The organism is Pseudaminobacter soli (ex Li et al. 2025) (assembly GCF_029892515.1).
Taxonomy (GTDB): domain Bacteria; phylum Pseudomonadota; class Alphaproteobacteria; order Rhizobiales; family Rhizobiaceae; genus Pseudaminobacter; species Pseudaminobacter soli_A.
Window position 1 is genome coordinate 409,429 of sequence record NZ_JARXVF010000004.1, and the last position, 17,315, is coordinate 426,743.

Consider the following 17,315-nt stretch of genomic DNA (forward strand, 5'->3'; position numbering starts at 1 on the left):
GAGCCATTCAGCCTGCCCCACGATCAACGATCGAACCAGCGCGCTAACGGCACGAGCCGGTTGCGTTTTGTCCTTGAATTCGATAACGACACTGTTCCGTGCAGTTTCTGGTGGAGTTTAGGCTGATCGCCATTCGACGACGAATACTGCCCGCGGATGACGCCTGAATAGAGATTCTGCCTATGACGAAGAATAACCCGTATGATCCTCAACTGGCAGCCATATTGCCCTGGCTCGTCGGAAATGTGCCGGTGAAGATGACTCTTGAGCAACTTCCTCACTTTCGCGCCATCAGCAGTGTGACGCGTGAGGAGTTTCTGCAAGACAGCGTCGTTAGCTGCGTCGAACACACTGCGCCGACCGCCGATGGCACGAACATCGAAGTGTCCGTCGTCACGCGGCATGACCACCACACCCCAGGCCCCGGCATCTTTTTTCTGCACGGCGGCGGCATGGTGATGGGTAGTCGTTTCTCAGGCGCCCGGCCTCTCATCGAATGGGCTCTCAAATACGACGCCGTCTGCGTGACGCCGGAGTACCGGCTCGCCCCTGAGCACCCCGCACCCACGCCAGTCGAGGACTGCTACGCTGCGCTGAAGTGGATGATGGCTCACGCCAAGGAACTCAAGTTTGATCCCGCGCGAGTCGTCATCTTCGGCGGAAGCGGCGGCGGTGGCCTAGCCGCGGGCACAACTCTTATCGTCCGTGACCGCAAGGAATTCACCCTGATCGGACAGTTATTGCAGTGTCCGATGATCGATGACCGCAATAGTACGCCCTCGGCGCTCGAATTCGATGGTTTCGGTGTTTGGGACACTACGAGCAACAAGACCGCTTGGCGCGCGGTACTGGGCGATCGCTGCGGCTCGGCCAATGTCTGCCACTACTCCGCTCCCGCCCGTACACCCAGCTTCGATGGCCTCCCGCCCACCTTCATAGATGTCGGCGCGGCCGAGGTGTTCCGGGATGAGGCCATCGCTTACGCAAGGGGCATTATGGCCTCCGGCGGCGATTGCGAACTACACGTTTGGGGCGGCGCATTTCACGGCTTCTATGACATCGTCCCCGAGGCCGCGGTCTCCCGGGCCTGCTTGGCTGCCCGAGAAACCTGGCTGGAACGTATATTGAAGCTAGATGGCTCCATGATTGAGGGACCTGGATAGACGGTATTCGTTCGGTCTCGTCCTGGTGACAAGGCAGCAGCGTCAGCGCGAAACAAATGATCCACGATGGTCGGTGGAATGACCGACGCCAATGCTGCGCTCGGCCGAGGTCGTGCAGGGGCACGGGTTCGAGTGCTGTTCGGCGAGTGAACTGGGGGGCATCCAGAGGCTCGGTGGTCGGGAGGGGTCACGGTGCCTCGCCAGTGTATTGCATGAAGAAAATGGTCCGCTCCGGAAACCGCAGCAGGCAGAGCGTGGCTCCCCATGATGTCCGGTTTCAGGAAGCAGCGAAGCTGATCCCAACGACCGACATGGGCGCGTTGCCGATGCAATTCGAGGTTTTAGGCAGCAGTGGCAGACGCACTCTTCGGTGCTCATTCACAGGCAATCGCTGGGTTGTGCTAATTCCCGTTGAGACATCTAAACCGGGCGCTCCTTTCCCAACCAATCGAGAAGATCGGACACCAGCGCCTTGGCATCTTCTCGAGCCGGGCAGATGGCATAATAGCCGTAGCCGCTTTCAATGACGCGCGGGAAGGGAGTGACAAGCAGGCCACTTTCCAGGTCCTGTCGTGCAAGGTGCATGTCGCCCATCGTCACACCATAACCGCTCGCTGCGGCGGTCATTGCAAAATCCTGGGTATCGAATATCTGGTTGCGCGCCGCTGTCAGGTCATAAGCGCCCTCGGCCTGAAGCCAGAGCGTCCAATCGCTTTGGCGCGCGTTGGAGTGCAGCAGTACGCAATTGGCCAGACTTTCTACTCGCGCCGGGTCGCCAAGCGAACCGGCAAATGAGGGCGAGCACATTGGTGTGAGTTTTTCAGGCAGAAGCAATTCGACATGCATGCCGGGCCAATGGCCGTTGCCATAGAGGATCAGCAGATCGATGTCGCCGGGGCCAAATGTCGGCCGAGCGAACCAGGCGGTGTCGATCGTGATGTTCAGGTCCGGGTGGCAGCCATGCAGATCCGTTAGTCGAGGGAGAAGCCAGCGTCGGGCAAAGGTGGGCGGCATGCGCACGGTCAGGGAGCGCCCTTTGGTCCTGGTCGCCTCGAAGGAGTTGCGAAGCGAGATGAGCAATCCGTTGACGATCGGAACGATCGCGTCTCCTTGCTCAGTCAGAACCACCTTGCGAGTGTGGCGCTGAAAGAGGCTACAGCCGAAATAATGTTCCAATTGCTGTATTTGACGGCTGATGGCGCTCTGGCTGAGATTGAGTTCGGAGGCTGCCCGGGTGAAGCTTCCGGTTTCTGCGACAACGGAAAAGGTTTGCAGTGTCTGCAGGGGCGGAAGCCGATTCTGCTGAATTGCCGGTCTCAAGGTCTCTCTCCGCGAAGGCCTGTCATTGCAGCGCCGCGCATCCTTTGGACGCGCAAAGGACGCTGCAACACTTTGAATTTGTGCATGATCCTTTTCGAAAAGCGATTCCGCTTTTCGGGGTCATGCACTAAACAGGCACCGCTGCGGAGGTAAATAGCGTTTCAATGTTAACCCAGCAGAGCTCGTAGCTCGGCTGCTGCACGGCGAACCTGCTCCGGCGCTGTGCCACCGCGATGATTGCGACAGGCAACGGAGCCTTCCGTCGTCAAGACTTCCGCAACATCCGCCGCGACAACTGGCGCGAAAGCTTGCATGGTCGCGAGCGGGATTTCGGCAAGTGTGGCATAGCCCTGGTCTCGCGCCGCGCCCACGATCGCAGCGACCGCATGGTGGGCATCCCGGAAAGGTAGGCCGGCGCGCACCAGGTAGTCGGCAAGGTCCGTCGCGGTCGAATAGCCTTGTTCGGCCGCGGCGCGCATGTTTTCCGCCTTGACCCTGATCGTGGGCAGCATCTGCGCGGTGACCGCTACCGCGCCTCGCACATTCTCCAGCGTGTCGGTCAGTGGTGGCTTCGATTCCTGCTGGTCCTTGTTGAAGGCTAAGGGTTGAGCCTTCATCAGTGCCGCTGACGTCGTCAGGTTGCCAATCACCCGCGCAGCCTTGCCCCGCACAAGCTCAGCGAGATCCGGATTGCGCTTCTGCGGCATGATCGACGAGCCCGTGCAAAATTGGTCGCCAATCTCGATGAAGTCGACCATGGGAGTGCACCATAGGATTATTTCTTCCGCTAGGCGCGACAGGTGCCCCATGACGACGGAACCGGCCGCGCAGATATCAACCACGTAGTCGCGATCCGAGACGGCATCGAGCGAATTGCGGAAAGCGCGGGAAAAGCCAAGCTCCCGAGCACTGAAGTCGGGATCGATCGGATAGCTCGTTCCGGCAAGCGCTGCCGCGCCGAGTGGAGAGACGTTGAGGCGCTCGCGCGCCTGGCTGACGCGCTCGAGATCGCGGAAAAACATCTCGGCATATGCCATCATGTGATGGCCGAACGTCACGGGCTGCGCAACCTGAAGATGGGTGAAGCCCGGCATGATCGTATCCGCATGGCCCTCCGCAAGATCGATGAAGGCGAGGATCAGGGTCTTGAGCTCGAGACTGAGTGCATCGAGCTCCGCACGGGCGTAAAGGCGGATATCGGTTGCAACCTGATCATTGCGCGAACGGGCAGTGTGCAGCCTCTTGCCGGCCTCGCCGATCAGTGCGGTCAAACGGCTTTCGACATTCATATGGACGTCTTCGAGCTCCTTCTTCCACTCGAAGATGCCTGTACGGATTTCCTCAGCGATCGTGTCGAGGCCGGTTTGGATGGCACTATTGTCTTGGGACGTCAGCACGCCGGCCTGGGCGAGCATCCGAGCGTGAACCTTGGAGGCTGCAACGTCATAAATTGCGATGCGCTTGTCCTGGTCGAGGCATTCATGGAAGTCGCGAAAGTCCGTCGAAACGGCCTCCTTGAAGAGGGGCGACCATGTTGTGTTCGAGGGTGCGGACATTGTCATCTCACGGTTTGAGCAGATCGATAAGCGGGCGCATGTCGGCGATGGCGTCGATGTCGAGGACCACGTCTCGGAGCGCGGCTGCGCGGGTTTCAGGCAGAACGATCCGAGCAAGGTCGCTGTACTTGGCGATGATGCGTTCGTCGCTCAGCGGGTTGAAAGGTCCCCCCAGCGGATGTTCGATCGTCGCCTCGAATATCCGGCCATCACGGGTCTGGATCTCCACGGACGGCTCGTCCTCGTCGCGCATCCTGTCGTCGATCCGAACCGTCAGCCGGTCGAGCCATTTGCCGATCGCAGGGTCGCGCCAGGCGCGCTCCTCAAGTTCGGCGAGGGAGACTTTGCCATAGTGAAGGCGAGCCGCGACGGCATAAGGCAGGCTCATCTGCGCCTGCGCACGCGAGGTCACGGTCTTGTGGCCACACATACCGAACTGGAAGCCACTCATGCCGACGGCGACCCCGGCGATGTCCGTGCTCTTCAGCTCGTTGTCCTCCAGCATGAGATCAATGGCGTCGATGGCTGAATGCGTGCCGCGGCATGTTGCGTGTGGCTTGATCGAGCAGCGGTTGAGCCGCCAGCTTTGGCCGAAATCGCGGCAGAGTTCCTCTGGAACCGCCCGCTCGTCGCCAAACGTCTGGAAGAAGCCACCCCATACCTTGTCGTCGAAAGCCGAAAGCGGCCCCTGGAAGCCGGCGCCGGCAAGCCGCGCCGCAAGGTAGCCGCCCTCCGCCGCCCGGCCCGCATGAAGTTTTTTTGCTGGACCGCCGTCATGGATGAACGCCCAGGTGCCCCCCGAGTAGGAGAGCGCGCAGCCGAGCGCTGAGGCGATGCCTTCCCTGTCCAGCCCCATCAGCGTGGCCACGGCCGCTGCCGCGCCGAAGGTTCCGCAGGTGCCGGTGGAATGCCAGCCGTTGCCGTTGTGAATTTCATAGCCGCCGGAAGCCTCCAGAATGCGGCGTCCCACTTCATAGCCGAGCAGCACGGATTTGAGGAACAGGCGACCGTCGATGGGCTCCCCCATCGCTTCGAGTGCCGCAACCACTGCAGGCAAGACAACAGCGCCGGAGTGATCGCAGCCGCCGGAATCGTCCAGCTCGAAGGCGTGTGCGGACACGCCGTTGATGAAGGCGGCGGTACGAGCGTCTGTTTTGAGTGGCAGCCCCCAGGCGCTCGCCTCTCCCCTCGCCCCGGTTGTCCCAAGAGCAGTGATCACGAGCTTCGTCTCGACGGATGTCGCGCCCGCCAGCGAAACGCCAAGCGTATCCAGAATGTGGAGCTTCGCCTTTCGGATCGTGCTTTCGGGAAAATGGGAAAAGTCCGTCGCCGCGATGTTGGCCGCAAGCGCAGTCAGCACGGTCTCAGCCATCGGAGCGCTGCTCCATGCGATAGGTCTCGAAGACCCGGATCGGGTGATTATTCGGAATTGCAGGTCCGAGCGCTCTTTGGCGTTCGGCGATCTCGGCGCCGGTCGCAACCCACACGTCGTCGAAGCTCAGGATGTGACCCAGCAAATCCTCGATAAGCGAGATGCGCCCTGGTGTCCCAGTCCATTCCGGCCGAAGCTGGATGACGTAACATAGTCCGAAGCGGCGATAGGCATCGAACTCGGCGATCCAGTTGTGCAAGACCCCCTCATAGTCGGGTATCCGGCTTTGCCCCTTCGGAAAGGCCGGCGTGAAGTTGAACTGGAAATAGGGCCGGTCCTCCAACTCGACGTGAACCGGAATTTCGACAAGGCCGGAGGGATGAGTGTAGGGAATGTCGTCGCCATTGAGGCTGGCCGACCAGCCATAGCCCGCTTCCAGCAGAAGCCGGTCGAAGCCTACGGGCCAGTTGCCCTGCGGCAAACGGAAACCGCTTGTCTCCTTCCCTGTCAGCGAGTTCAGCGCGTCTCTGGAGCGTCTGAGCACTTCAAGCGACTGGTCCGACGTGAGCGTGTCATGCCGTTCGAAGGAAAAGCCAGAACTTGCCAGTTCATGGCCAGCGCCGATTATCCCGCGCAGCAAGTCACGGTGGCGGTTGGCCGTTTCTGCGCTCAGAAACCAGCTTGTCTTGACGTTGGATGTTCCAAATGTCCGGCAAAGGCGCTCAACGCCGCGGTTCGCGCCGAATTGCCAGACTGAAAGGCTCTTCGATCTGTTCGCAAGATCCGGAGCTGCGGCAATCGCATCCGCCCCATCGTCGAACAGTACCGCCACCATCACGGCGCAGCTTTTACCCTGAGGCCAGATTGTCGGCTGCGCTGTCATGCCGTCGGCTTTCGTTCATCAGTTTGGGAATGGCGTTCGATCCACCAGTGGGCGATGTCGCCGAGGCGTGCTTTCCAGACGGCATCGCCCTTGCTCACGATGGCCTTGAACAAGCCCTCGAGGATGGAAAGGCGCCCTGGTTTCACGCAGACCTTCGGATGCAGGATCGTCGTCCAGCAGAGCCTTTCGCGGTGATAGCCTTCAAATTCCGCGCGCCAGTTGCGCTCGACGGCGCGATAGTCCGAGATGCGGTCAAGCCCGATCGGAAAATCCGGCGCCTCGGTGTAAGCAAGGGCCGTGTAGTCGTCGATGTCCCAGCGCGCGGGGATTTCAACGAGCCCGACACCTTTATCGGTCGGGTGGAAATAAGGGCGGTCGTCGCCGCGCATGGAACTGGAATAAATAACGCCGAACTGCCTGAGCAGCGCTGCCGTCTCATGGCTCCAGTCACCGGACGGCGTCCTGAAGCCGATGGGCGTGACGCCGAGCAGTTCGCGAAAAATCCGGCGCGATCGCTCCATGACGTCCAATTGCTGCTCCGCGCTGAGGTCGATGAAAACCTCATGGCGATGACCGTGATAACCAATCTCATGGCCTTCGGTGACAATACGCTCGCAACGTTCGGTCCAGTGCTGCACCACCCAAGTTGGAATAAAAAAGGTGGCTTTGAGATCGTAGGCCGCCAGCAGATCGAGCAATCTCGGCAGCGCGCGCCACGGACCGTAGGCACCCTGGGAGAAGTAGCGCGGATTGTGGAGCAGCGACCCGTCGAGCATTGCATCGCCCGTCGGCCCGTCGAGATCGAAAGCAAGGCCGACCGCGGATTGTTTTCCGGCCGGCCAGACCGAACCGATGGAAAGAGCGGGCTGTGACATAGGTTTGGTCATTCTGTTTCGGGATTCCCCGCGCCAGGCGGAACCGGGCGCGGGCTCTCAGAGACAAAAACTCTCCGTTCCGGCCGGATGGCCGGTCGAAAATCGTGAATTTCGGAGAGGCGTAGGTGTCCTGACGCTATTTCACGCCGTTGATGACGGCTTTTGGCACGGCATTGTGCACCAAGCCCCACTTCTTCAGCATGCCATCGTACGAACCGTCCTTGATCAGTTCTTCGAGCGCGCCGGCGACGGCATCGCGAAGGCCGGTATTGTCCTTCTTGAAACCCATGCCGAATGTATCGTCGCTGAGCAGCGGTTCGCCGACGAGCTGATAGGTGTCAGGCTCGAGGCGGATCTGGTAGGCAATCGTTTCGATACCCTGCACTACAGCGTCGTAACGACCTTGCTTCATGCCAAGACGGGCGGCGTTGGAATCGGCGGTTCCCTCGAACTTGATCGCCGGCTTGCCCTTGCCCACGCAGTTGGCCTCGCTCCAGTTGGTGACGTTTTCGCCGAACGAGGTCGAGCGGCTGCCGGCAACGGTTTTGCCGCAAAAATCCGTCGTCTGCTTGTACTGGGCGGCATTGGCCTTCGTCGTGAACAGGATCGGGCCGCTCGTCAGATAGTCGACGAAGTCCATGCTGGCCTGACGCTTCACGTTGTCGCTCATGCCGGAGATGATCATGTCGCCGCGCCCGGTCTGAAGTCCGCTCTGCAGCTCCTGAAACGCCGACGTGACGAAGAGCACATTGAGATTGAGCTTCTTGGCGATGGCATTGATCAGATCGACGTCGAAACCATCGAGCGTGCCCTCATCGGGATTCACGAATTCCATGGGCGGGTAGATCGGGTTGGTCAGAACGCGCAGTTCGCCCTGGTTGACGAGGTTGAGCTTTGTCTCCGCGGATGCCGCGCCCGCCGCGACAAGGGCGATTGCCGATACGGCAATGCGTAGGAATTTCATGGCATTCTCCTCCTGATAGTTGTTTTTCAAAGCACCGCAGAAATGAAGTTCTTCACTCTGGGATTTCGTGGGTTTTCGAGAAGCTCGGCGGGTGTTCCGCTTTCGACGATGCGGCCCGCGTCCATAAACACCACCCTGTCGGCCACTTCGCGACAGAAGCCGAGTTCGTGCGTGACGACGATCATGGTGGTTCCGGAGGCTGCAAGCTCCTTCATCACGCTCAAGACCTCGCCGACCAGTTCCGGATCGAGCGCGGAGGTGGGCTCGTCAAACAGCATCGCCTTGGGCTTCATCGCCAGTGCGCGGGCGATCGCGACGCGCTGCTGCTGACCGCCCGACAGTTCGCCGGGGTAGGCTTCCGCCTTATGGGCAAGCCCCACGCGCTTGAGCAGAGCCCTCGCCTCCTCGACGCAGTCAGTCCTCGCGCGCTTCTGCACTCCCATGGGCCCTTCGATGATGTTTTGCAGCACCGTCTTGTGGGGGAAGAGATGGAAACGCTGGAACACCATGCCGACCGCCTGGCGTTGGCGGGCTATTTCGCGATCGCTCAGCGGATAGAGCTTGTCCCCGTCGCGGCGGTAACCCACTATTTCGCCGCCGATCGTGACATATCCCGAGTTGATCTTTTCAAGCTGATTGATGCAGCGCAGAAAAGTGCTCTTGCCCGAACCGGACGGGCCTATGATGCAGACGACTTCACCCTTAGCGATCGCAAAGTTGATATCTTGCAGGACGTGGAAGGAGCCGAAATATTTCTGCAGCCCGACAGCTGTGATCAGCGCGTCCATCACGCCGCCTCCTCGACGAGAGTTTGTTGGGCGGGCTGGTCCGGGCGATGGCCACCCCAGCCCTTCGAGAAGTGGCGCTCGACGAAAATCTGGCCGACGGAAAGCACGGTGACGACGACCATGTACCAGATCGCGGCTACGATCAGCAGTTCGATGACGCGTGAGTTGACGTAATAGACATCCTCAACGCTTCTCAGCAGTTCGGAATATTGGATCACACTGGCCAGCGAGGTGAGCTTGACCATGCCGATGGTTTCGTTGCCGATCGGCGGAACGATCACGCGCATGGCCTGCGGCAGGACGATCTTCAGCGTCGCGCGCAATGGTGTCATGCCGATTGAAAGCCCGGCCTCGGTCTGACCCTTGTCAATTGAGAGGATACCGGCGCGCACGACCTCGGCGGTATAGGCGCCTTGCTGGATGCCCAGCCCGAGGAGAGCTGCGACGAAGGGTGTCATGACATCTACGGTTCTGAACGAAAAAAGGCCCGGAATTCCGATCGTGGGAAAGATCAGCGCCAGATTGAACCAGAGCAGCAGCTGCAGAAGCGCCGGCGTACCACGGAAAAGCCAGACATAGCCGACCGAGACATTCCTCAGCACCGTGTTATCCGACATGCGCATGATAGCAGCGATAACACCCAGCACGATGCCCAGCACCATGGCGCAAAAGGTCATGATGATCGAGTTGACGACGCCTTTGACGACGCTCGGCGCAAAGAAATTGTCGCCAACATAGCTCCAGGCGATGTCACCGACCCAGAAAGCCCTGACGAGCAGAGCAAGCAGCACGATGACGACAACGCCCAGAATTTTCGTACCGGTTTTGCGTCGCGGCACGATGATGAAAGGTGTCGAACTGGCGCTTGCGACATTGCGCATGGTGATGGTTCCCCCGAAGCTCCACGGGCCTCGTTCTTATTTTTGACGTTGAAGCGTAACCACGTGAGCGCAGTTGCCGCAAACGAGATATGAACATGCGATTTATGATGGATTTGCATAAATCCATGGCCCTCAGGCAATGCCTGTCGCACCAAGGGAGCTGAATGCCTCCACCCGTCCTTTGTCGACGTGAACAGAATTCCAACGCAAGGTATTTCCGTCCATTCATTTCAGCCGGCTTCGGGAGATGACGTCCAATCTTGCGCTCATTCCAAGCCCGTCAGGCCCGCTCCGCGGGATCATACTGTGAGCCCATCGTATTTCTCCTCCTGGCAACCATCCCGGAAGGAAAACGTGCGATTGAAGAAACCTTGTGCAGCCCCGACTGATTGCTTTCGGATGGGGACGAACTCGAGCTCCCCGGCTTGATCGTGATAGCGATGGGGATCAAGTTTGCCCTGACCGGATACAAGGCATTCATGGCTGGCTGGGGCCAGCCATCGACGGAGCCAATCTGTCCGACCAGCGGCATCGCCCGGGCCGTCTCCCATTTCGAAGCTCAATGCCTGAATCGCGCGTGTCTGTCGTGTCAATATCGGCGGGCCGCGGTTTCTTCTCACCAAGGAATGAGCCCAGTCTTGTTCTCAAATGCTGAACTGCCTGAATGGCGGCTATGGGCCGCAACCGCCCAAAACCTCAGGAGACTGGCAAAGCTCAGGCCGCCGTGCCGCTTGGCCGCGGCAGCAGCCCTGTGAGGAGCGCGTCGAACTCCCGCCGCCGCCGCGAGCGATCGCCAGTTCGGTAAGATTCCAGGACGCCTCGGCGGCCTCAGCGCTGTGAACGAACTCACCGTCGAGTTTTTCAACGAAATCGGCCGGAAGCCGACAGTCGCCCTTGGCGTAGAAAGCCTAAATCTTAAGGCGTCACAGCCGAGGCCGCCCCTGCATGACTGAATTGCAGGTCAGGTCAGGGAAAACGGCGGCCTGAAACGGGAAAGGCCCGCCATCTTGCATATGGGCTAGCAACATTAAGCGGCCGCCGCCCGAGCAAGTGCTTGCAGGATCGGGCGAGCAGGGGCGAAGAACGTTGTGCCAGTGTGCGGCGTTGAGAAATCCAATATCCGGTCGTAAGCTCCGCGCGGATCGCCGATATACATTCGCTGAAGCATTTTCTCGATTACCCAAAGATATCGAGAATAGCCGATAAAATAGGTGCCGAACTCCCCCTGCCCCGGACGACCAAACGGCATGTTGTCGCGCAGTATATCGTATTCGATGCCGCCGGCATCTACGATCGTGGCCAGTGACTTGTGTGATTTGCGCGGCGCATCGTCATCATCGATTTCAATATTGTCTAATTTTGTGCGACCGATGATCCCCTCCTGGAGAGGCGTTGGAACCTCTGCCCAGGCTCTGAGATCGTGTAGATACTTCTGAACGATGACGTAGCTGCCTCCAACGAAGTCAGCATCTTCATCACCGACAATTGCCGAGGCGGGCAAATCAAGGCCGGTCGGGTTAGCTGTGCCGTCGACAAAGCCCAGAAGGTCACGCGCGTCGAAATAGCGAAAGCCGGAAACCTCATCGACGACAGTCACGCTAGTACCAAGACTGTCGAGCAGAATGCGTTCAAATTCAAAGCACAGATCGGGGCGTTCAGATCGGATATGGAAGAGAAGATCGCCTGGTGTTGATGGCGCCACATGGACCGCTCCCTCAATCTGCGCAAACGGTCTCAGTTCCCGCGGTCGCTTGTCGAAGTGAAGATGATCCCAGAGATCGACACCGATTCCGGCGATGCACGACAGCCGGGCTGAAAGATCGCGGAACCCAACAGTTTTGACGAGATCGTCAAGCCCATCGAGCGTCGAGAAGACCTTTGCGAGAGCAGTCTGTTCATTCGCGACGGTGACCACAAGAAAGACGGCTGCTCGCGACAGCGGCGCGTCGATGCTCTGCACGTCGATTGGCACTCTGTCCCAATTCTTCCCTGACATCCCAGATACTCCTTTTCCCAGGGAGGATTACAAACGCCATGCCCGTAGGCATTGGGTCCGAGCTTTCGCTTCACACCTCATTGCGACCATGAATACAGCGAGCCCGCCGCCTCTGGTGAGACGACGGGCGCGTCTGGCGTCCGGTGGAAGCCGCTCATTTCGCCAGACACTTCACGCGTTGATGCCCGCCCCGGAGATCAAGCGGGCAGTTCCCCCTTGGCGAAAATGGTCCGGCTCTCCCAGGCGGTGAATCCAATTTAGCTCCGACTGTATCGCGGGTCAGGCCGGGGAAAACGGCGGCCATCAAAAGGGAAAAGCCCGGCATTTTGCATTGGCGGCTTGTCTACGGTGCGCTTGCCGCGTCTTCGATGACTTTCGCCACAGCCTCGGGGTGCGAAATCATCACGACATGCGAGGCGCCCTTGACGACCACCGTTTCGCGCGGATGGGCACGGTCGGCCATCCACGCATGCAGTTTCGGCGGTATCGCGGTGTCGTGGTCACCGTAGACGAACCAAGACGGGATGGTCTTCCAGGCGGGCTCGCCTGCCGCTTCGCCGAAGGCAGTGTCGGTGACCGGCCGTTGCGCCGCCGCGGCCAATTTCGCGGCCGCCACGGGCAGGTCGGGCGCAAAGGCTTCGTGGAACTTGTCTTGTCGGACATAGAGATCGTTGCCGCCACCTGCCAGGGCCACCGGCTTCTCCAGCGTGTCGGGGCCGATCAGGCTACCAGGAAACTTGGCATTGAGGCCGCCGGCGCTCTCTCCCGCCTCCGGCGCAAAGGCCGCGACATAGACGAGCGCTTTGACGTTCGCCTCACCATTCGCCGCTGCGCTGATCACCATGCCGCCGTAGGAATGTCCGACGAGCACGATAGGAGTCTTGATGGTGGCAAGCAAATTACGGGCCGCGTCGGCGTCGCCCTTCACGCTGCGCAGCGGATTTGCGACGGCGACGACGGGGTAGCCGGCCTTCTCCAGTAGGCCTATGACACCGTACCAACTGGAAGAGTCGGCGAAGGCGCCGTGCACAAGCACGATGGTCGGCTTGGCCGACTGTGCCATTGCGACAGAACCTGTCAGCAGTAAGCCAGCCAATGCTAGGACAGCCGTAAGTATTTTCATGGCAACTTCCTCCTTTCGATCACTGAGAATCCGACACTCGCTAACGAACGCAGCGTATTCATCGGCGGCATCCGAGCCTTGCGGTCTCGGGGAACGAGCACGGCGCGCCCCTTAGGGCGCACACCGTCTTCTTTCACTTCGAATTGCGCAGCGGCCTGAACGATTCGCGCATCTCCGCCACGAAGAACTCGGGCTGCTCCCAGGCCGCGAAGTGGCCGCCCTTCGGTGCCTTGTTGTAGTGAATCAGCTTCGGATACGCCTTCTCGGCCCAGCTCCGCGGCGCGGTGTAGATCTCGTCCGGGAAGGCGGTCACGGCCACCGGGATTGTAATGCCCCTGATGTCAAAGAAACCGCCCGTCGGATGGTGCGCGTTGTCCCAGTAGAGCCGCGCCGAGGAAATCGCGGTGTTCGTCAGCCAGTAGAGCGTGACATTGTCGAGCACGTCGTCCTTCGACAAGCCCTCGTTCTGGCCGGCGAAGACGCGGGCGATCATCTTCTGGCTTCGGTCGTCGTGATCGATCATCCATGCCGCCAGGCCAACGGGGGAATCGACGATCCCGTAGAGCGTCTGCGGGCGGTTGTTCATCTCGATCGCATAGCCCAGGCCATTCTTGTTGAAGAAGTCGATCTGGTCCCAGGCGTTGCGCTCGTCCGGCGCGAGGCCGGCCGGCGGCTTGCCCGCGGCGAGCGACTGATTGATCTCGGCCGAAACCGTGGCCGGCATGTTGGTGTGGATGCCGAGCAGCCCGGGCGGCTGCTGCAAGGCCATGTCCTCAGTAACGGCGTTCCCCCAGTCGCCGCCCTGGGCCACGTATTTCGAGTAGCCGAGGCGCTGCATCAGTTCGGCCCAGGCTTTCGCGATGCGGGGCGGATTCCACCCGGGCTCGGTTGGCTTGCCGGAGAAGCCGTAGCCGGGCAGCGACGGGATCACGAGATGGAAGGCATCCGTTTCACTTCCGCCATGTGCCGTGGGATCGGTGAGCGGCGCGATGATCTTCATCTGCTCGATGATCGAGCCCGGCCAGCCATGCGTGACGATCATTGGCAGCGCGTTTTCGTGCTTGGAACGCACGTGAATGAAGTGGATGTCGAGACCGTCAATCTCGGTGGTGAAATTGGGCACGGCATTCAATCTGGCTTCGCACTTGCGCCAGTCGTGCTCCGTCGCCCAGTACTGTGCGAGCTGCTGCATGGTCGCGAGCTGGACACCTTGCGTCGTGTCCGCCACCTGCTCCCTGTCGGGCCATTTGGTCGCCTGCACGCGGCGGCGAAGGTCGGCCAGGTCTTCGTCTGAGAAGGAGATCTGGAAAGGCCGAATGACATTGTTATCCGCGGCGGCGGCCGCTTGCCCTGGCATCACGCTGGCTGCGCCAATCGCCGCGGCAGTGGCCAGAACTTCTCGCCGAGTTGGATTTTTGACAGATGACATGGTCATCCTCCTATTCAATCGGACGTTGCGAGCGAACGTCTCACGAATAGGAAAGTTCCCTAGACCTGGACGTTCTTGGGGCATTCGCCGCGTCATCGAGGTCCTTTGGAACTGGCTAGTTAATCCGGCGTTGCAGCAAAATCGTTGGCAAGACGGCGGTGTCGGTAATCGTAGCGGGGCGACACCTGCCTATGAGACGCGGTTAAGCATTTTGAGTGGGGGCAATAGATCTACGGAAGCCGTTCATGCAACCAGGTCTCATGCGACAAGGTCGTGGATGCGCCCGCCGGGCAGAAGGTTATGGCCGCGGCAAAGCTTGTCGGCCAGCATTGCGCTCCGACCCACAAGGCCTGGCCAAGGGGGGTGTCCATCTCGCTCGCCTGGACGCCTTCTGGCGAACTGGTGTGCCAAGTCTTGCGTGTCAATGTGGTGAGCCCGCGCCCGGTCGAAACGCCGAACTTAGGCAAGTTCCGATTACCTACCGGCGCTTTCAACAACAAGGCCGCTTCGGCAAGCCGAGAATGCCGCCACCGTGCTGCATCTCGCCTCGCCTGAATCGGCGTTCATCGTCTGCACGGAAGCCATCGCCGACGAAGGCATGAGCAAGCCTTGAAAGCGGCCAACTCGCAAAGATCAGGAGTTCCATCATGAACCTCGAGCTCAATGGCAAACTGGCTCTCGTCACCGGCAGCACCGCCGGCATCGGCCACGCAATCGCGGCGACTCTCGTTCGCGAAGGCGCCCACGTCGTCGTCAACGGCCGGACCAAGGACGCGGTCGACCGTGCGGTCGCCGAACTTGCTACGATTGGCAGCGGCAGCGCTGAAGGATTTGCCGGAGATCTCGGAACCGCCGATGCTGCCGAAACGGTCGCGAAACGCTTCCCGAACGTCGAGATCTTAGTCAACAATCTCGGCATCTTCGAGCCCAAGCCGTTCGAAGAGATCTCGGATGCAGACTGGCAGTACTTCTTCGACGTCAACGTCCTCTCCGGCGTTCGTCTCGCGCGCCTGTACCTCCCGTCGATGCGGCAGCGCAACTGGGGCCGCATCATCTTCATCTCAAGCGAAAGCGGGCTGCAAATCCCGCCCGAGATGGTGCATTACGGCATGACCAAGGCAGCGCAGATCGCCGTGGCGCGCGGCATCGCCGAATCCGTTGCCGGCACTGCGATCACCGTCAACAGCGTATTGCCGGGTCCGACGAGGTCGCGTGGCGTCGTCGATTTTGTCGAGGCGCTGGCAGAATCGGAAGGGAAATCCTTCCCGCAACTCGAGACCGAGTTCTTCGAGCAAGTCCGGCCAACATCACTGATCAGACGCTTCATGCGGCCCGAGGAGGTCGCAGCTATGGTTGCCTATGTCGCAAGCCCTTTGTCCTCAGCCACCAATGGGGCAGCGCTGCGGGCCGACGGCGGCGTTGTGAAAAGCGCGTTCTGACCGATGTGGCCAGTGCCACAACGACATGGCTTGCCCCCGGTAGCGGCAAAGGAGAAGCTCGATGTCCCTCAGCAATGACACTTGTCGCGCTGGCCTCTCTCGCTCCGCCAAAGAACCAATCCCGAGAGGAAACCATGCCCACCGGTGAGCAATACTTGTCCACGCCAGACCTCGAGAAGATTAAGCGCGTTCTCATTTGCCCAGGACGCCGATCAGGTCACCGCACCCTCGCGAATTGATCCGCAGCCCGGGAACTACGGTGCTGACCGCGGGTTTGCTTGGGGTCGCATCCACGCGACGGATCACAGCGAAGAAGGATCTTCCAGATGATTATGAGAGTTATGACCGCGTTCGCCCTGACGATAGCTCTGATGACCTCGGCGCTGGCTGCCGGGGTCGGTGGCGGTGCCGCAGGCGGCACGACCGACGAGATGGGCACCAGCAGCGGTGGCACTGCAGGCGGCGGCGCTGATATCGGCAGTCCTTCGGGCACCGGCGGCGCCACTGGCGCCGGCAACGCTGGGGAACCCGGGCATCATAAGCACCCCCATCATCACCATCATCACCATCATCATCATCCATCCGCACACTAGGCCCCTTTCGGCACTGAAACGCCCGCTTCGCAGGATTGCTGCGGGCGTTTCCATTGTTGAGATCATGTGGGCGGTTGTGTCCTGAGCCGGCGCGCGACCATTTCGAACGCGGTGTCCTCGATCCACATCGCGCAGGTTCCGATCAGGAATGCCGAGGCGCAACTCGAAATGCAAAAAAGAGCCCGCCGCCTCGAACAGGTGACGGGCGCTCCCTGGCGTCGAAGGAGAAGGAGTAGGACGCCAGAACCGTAGCAGGAATCACATCAAACTCGTAATGACCTTTGATGTTCCATTGGTCAGGAAAGAAAGTCCGTCGTCCTGAGTGAGACGACCGCAGGTCCGATGCGCAACGCTTGGGAGGCAAAGCGTACAGCATCCACCGCAGCGTCAGAACTATCGTTCCCGCCTGACCGTCGGTAGAAACGGCGAAAGAAAAGCGCCCGCCCCGGAGACCGAGGCGGGCTTTTTTCGGCCAATTCTGATAGGCGCACGTGGCCAATTGCGCCGAGGTTACTCGCCGCCTTCCGCTGCGATCCAATCTCTGGCCTCGCGCCGGGATTCGGCCAGTGCCCTTATGGCCGGCTCAACTGCCGGCCATAATTTTTCGCTCGGGCGTCAGTTGTAAAGCTGCCTCACCAGGCCGACCCCCAACCGACGCGCGGCCGGCCAAAGCCAAAGAAGCCGCCGCCCCAGTTGTTACCATCCGTTTCCGAACCCGGAGTAGTTGCCGCCGCCCATGCCATAGAAACCACCGCCGCCACCAAAGCTGTGGATGGCACCGCTGCCACCAAAGCCGCGGAAGCCGCCCGGCCAGTAGCTGCCGCGCCAGCCTACGCCGCCCCAGCCGACGGGACGGCCGATACCGAATGCGCCACCGCGCCAGTAGTTGCCGCGCCAGCCTACGCCACCCCAGCCGACGGGACGGCCGATACC

The 17,315-nt window shown here is 60.5% G+C and carries 14 protein-coding genes and 1 pseudogene; 2 read left to right on the forward strand and 13 right to left on the reverse strand.

Features of this window, described 5'->3' with window-relative positions; all coding sequences use genetic code 11:
• The first annotated feature begins 182 nt into the window (after positions 1-182).
• Positions 183-1,163 carry an alpha/beta hydrolase gene (locus tag M2281_RS19490; RefSeq protein WP_280822825.1) on the forward strand — a complete coding sequence of 327 codons (981 nt, stop codon included), beginning with the start codon at positions 183-185 and terminating at the stop codon, positions 1,161-1,163.
• A 420-nt stretch (positions 1,164-1,583) separates the two neighbouring features.
• On the opposite strand, the gene M2281_RS19495 is transcribed toward M2281_RS19490, so the two are convergent.
• The 11 genes from M2281_RS19495 to M2281_RS19545 all read right to left on the reverse strand — a co-directional run bounded on the left by M2281_RS19495 (position 1,584) and on the right by M2281_RS19545 (position 14,350).
• Positions 1,584-2,483 (reverse strand): LysR substrate-binding domain-containing protein, encoded by a 900-nt coding sequence (locus M2281_RS19495; RefSeq protein WP_280822826.1) that lies wholly within the window; start codon positions 2,481-2,483, stop codon positions 1,584-1,586.
• Between the two features lie 167 nt (positions 2,484-2,650).
• The gene (argH, locus tag M2281_RS19500) at positions 2,651-4,039 is read right to left on the reverse strand and encodes an argininosuccinate lyase (RefSeq protein WP_280822827.1); all 1,389 of its coding nucleotides are present in this window, start codon (positions 4,037-4,039) and stop codon (positions 2,651-2,653) included.
• Between the two features lie 7 nt (positions 4,040-4,046).
• Complete coding sequence (locus M2281_RS19505; protein WP_280822828.1) at positions 4,047-5,411, reverse strand: MmgE/PrpD family protein; 1,365 nt, start codon at positions 5,409-5,411, stop codon at positions 4,047-4,049.
• The gene (locus M2281_RS19510; protein WP_280822829.1) at positions 5,404-6,294 is read right to left on the reverse strand and encodes a polysaccharide deacetylase family protein; all 891 of its coding nucleotides are present in this window, start codon (positions 6,292-6,294) and stop codon (positions 5,404-5,406) included. Before M2281_RS19510 ends, M2281_RS19505 begins: the two co-directional genes overlap by 8 nt.
• Positions 6,291-7,181, reverse strand: coding sequence for a polysaccharide deacetylase family protein (locus M2281_RS19515; RefSeq protein ID WP_280822830.1), 891 nt, complete (start codon positions 7,179-7,181; stop codon positions 6,291-6,293). Before M2281_RS19515 ends, M2281_RS19510 begins: the two co-directional genes overlap by 4 nt.
• Before the next feature lie 124 nt (positions 7,182-7,305).
• A complete protein-coding gene (locus tag M2281_RS19520) occupies positions 7,306-8,133 on the reverse strand; it encodes an ABC transporter substrate-binding protein (protein ID WP_280822831.1) in 828 nt (275 codons plus the stop codon).
• 26 nt (positions 8,134-8,159) lie between these two features.
• Entirely contained in the window at positions 8,160-8,921 is a 762-nt protein-coding gene (locus M2281_RS19525; RefSeq protein WP_280822832.1) for an amino acid ABC transporter ATP-binding protein, read from the reverse strand.
• Positions 8,921-9,802, reverse strand: coding sequence for an amino acid ABC transporter permease (locus M2281_RS19530; RefSeq protein ID WP_280822833.1), 882 nt, complete (start codon positions 9,800-9,802; stop codon positions 8,921-8,923). The genes M2281_RS19525 and M2281_RS19530 overlap by 1 nt, the downstream gene beginning before the upstream one ends.
• Positions 9,803-10,829: 1,027 nt before the next feature.
• The gene (locus tag M2281_RS19535; RefSeq protein ID WP_280822834.1) at positions 10,830-11,798 is read right to left on the reverse strand and encodes a Dyp-type peroxidase; all 969 of its coding nucleotides are present in this window, start codon (positions 11,796-11,798) and stop codon (positions 10,830-10,832) included.
• A gap of 343 nt (positions 11,799-12,141) precedes the next feature.
• Positions 12,142-12,861 (reverse strand): alpha/beta fold hydrolase, encoded by a 720-nt coding sequence (locus M2281_RS19540; RefSeq protein ID WP_280822835.1) that lies wholly within the window; start codon positions 12,859-12,861, stop codon positions 12,142-12,144.
• Positions 12,862-13,054: 193 nt separating this feature from the next.
• Positions 13,055-14,350 carry an epoxide hydrolase family protein gene (locus M2281_RS19545; RefSeq protein WP_425537753.1) on the reverse strand — a complete coding sequence of 432 codons (1,296 nt, stop codon included), beginning with the start codon at positions 14,348-14,350 and terminating at the stop codon, positions 13,055-13,057.
• Between the two features lie 647 nt (positions 14,351-14,997).
• Between M2281_RS19545 and M2281_RS19550 the strand changes: the two genes are divergently transcribed.
• Positions 14,998-15,789 carry an SDR family NAD(P)-dependent oxidoreductase gene (locus tag M2281_RS19550; RefSeq protein WP_280822837.1) on the forward strand — a complete coding sequence of 264 codons (792 nt, stop codon included), beginning with the start codon at positions 14,998-15,000 and terminating at the stop codon, positions 15,787-15,789.
• 302 nt (positions 15,790-16,091) lie between these two features.
• Here the strand turns inward: M2281_RS19550 and M2281_RS19555 are convergent, their stop codons facing one another.
• Positions 16,092-16,556: a hypothetical protein gene (locus M2281_RS19555; RefSeq protein ID WP_280822838.1), complete on the reverse strand. Its 465-nt coding sequence runs from the start codon at positions 16,554-16,556 to the stop codon at positions 16,092-16,094.
• Positions 16,557-17,078: 522 nt separating this feature from the next.
• A pseudogene (locus M2281_RS19560) lies at positions 17,079-17,315 on the reverse strand (hypothetical protein); the annotation flags it as partial.

What these genes read in the sequence shown, in the direction of transcription:
- M2281_RS19490 (WP_280822825.1), top strand. Translation starts at nt 183, where the DNA reads ATGACGAAGAATAACCCGTATGATCCTCAACTGGCAGCCATATTGCCC.
- argH (WP_280822827.1), bottom strand. Translation starts at nt 4,039, where the DNA reads ATGTCCGCACCCTCGAACACAACATGGTCGCCCCTCTTCAAGGAGGCC.
- M2281_RS19505 (WP_280822828.1), bottom strand. Translation starts at nt 5,411, where the DNA reads ATGGCTGAGACCGTGCTGACTGCGCTTGCGGCCAACATCGCGGCGACG.
- M2281_RS19510 (WP_280822829.1), bottom strand. Translation starts at nt 6,294, where the DNA reads ATGACAGCGCAGCCGACAATCTGGCCTCAGGGTAAAAGCTGCGCCGTG.
- M2281_RS19515 (WP_280822830.1), bottom strand. Translation starts at nt 7,181, where the DNA reads ATGACCAAACCTATGTCACAGCCCGCTCTTTCCATCGGTTCGGTCTGG.
- M2281_RS19520 (WP_280822831.1), bottom strand. Translation starts at nt 8,133, where the DNA reads ATGAAATTCCTACGCATTGCCGTATCGGCAATCGCCCTTGTCGCGGCG.
- M2281_RS19525 (WP_280822832.1), bottom strand. Translation starts at nt 8,921, where the DNA reads ATGGACGCGCTGATCACAGCTGTCGGGCTGCAGAAATATTTCGGCTCC.
- M2281_RS19530 (WP_280822833.1), bottom strand. Translation starts at nt 9,802, where the DNA reads ATGCGCAATGTCGCAAGCGCCAGTTCGACACCTTTCATCATCGTGCCG.
- M2281_RS19535 (WP_280822834.1), bottom strand. Translation starts at nt 11,798, where the DNA reads ATGTCAGGGAAGAATTGGGACAGAGTGCCAATCGACGTGCAGAGCATC.
- M2281_RS19540 (WP_280822835.1), bottom strand. Translation starts at nt 12,861, where the DNA reads ATGGCACAGTCGGCCAAGCCGACCATCGTGCTTGTGCACGGCGCCTTC.
- M2281_RS19545 (WP_425537753.1), bottom strand. Translation starts at nt 14,350, where the DNA reads ATGTCATCTGTCAAAAATCCAACTCGGCGAGAAGTTCTGGCCACTGCC.
- M2281_RS19550 (WP_280822837.1), top strand. Translation starts at nt 14,998, where the DNA reads ATGAACCTCGAGCTCAATGGCAAACTGGCTCTCGTCACCGGCAGCACC.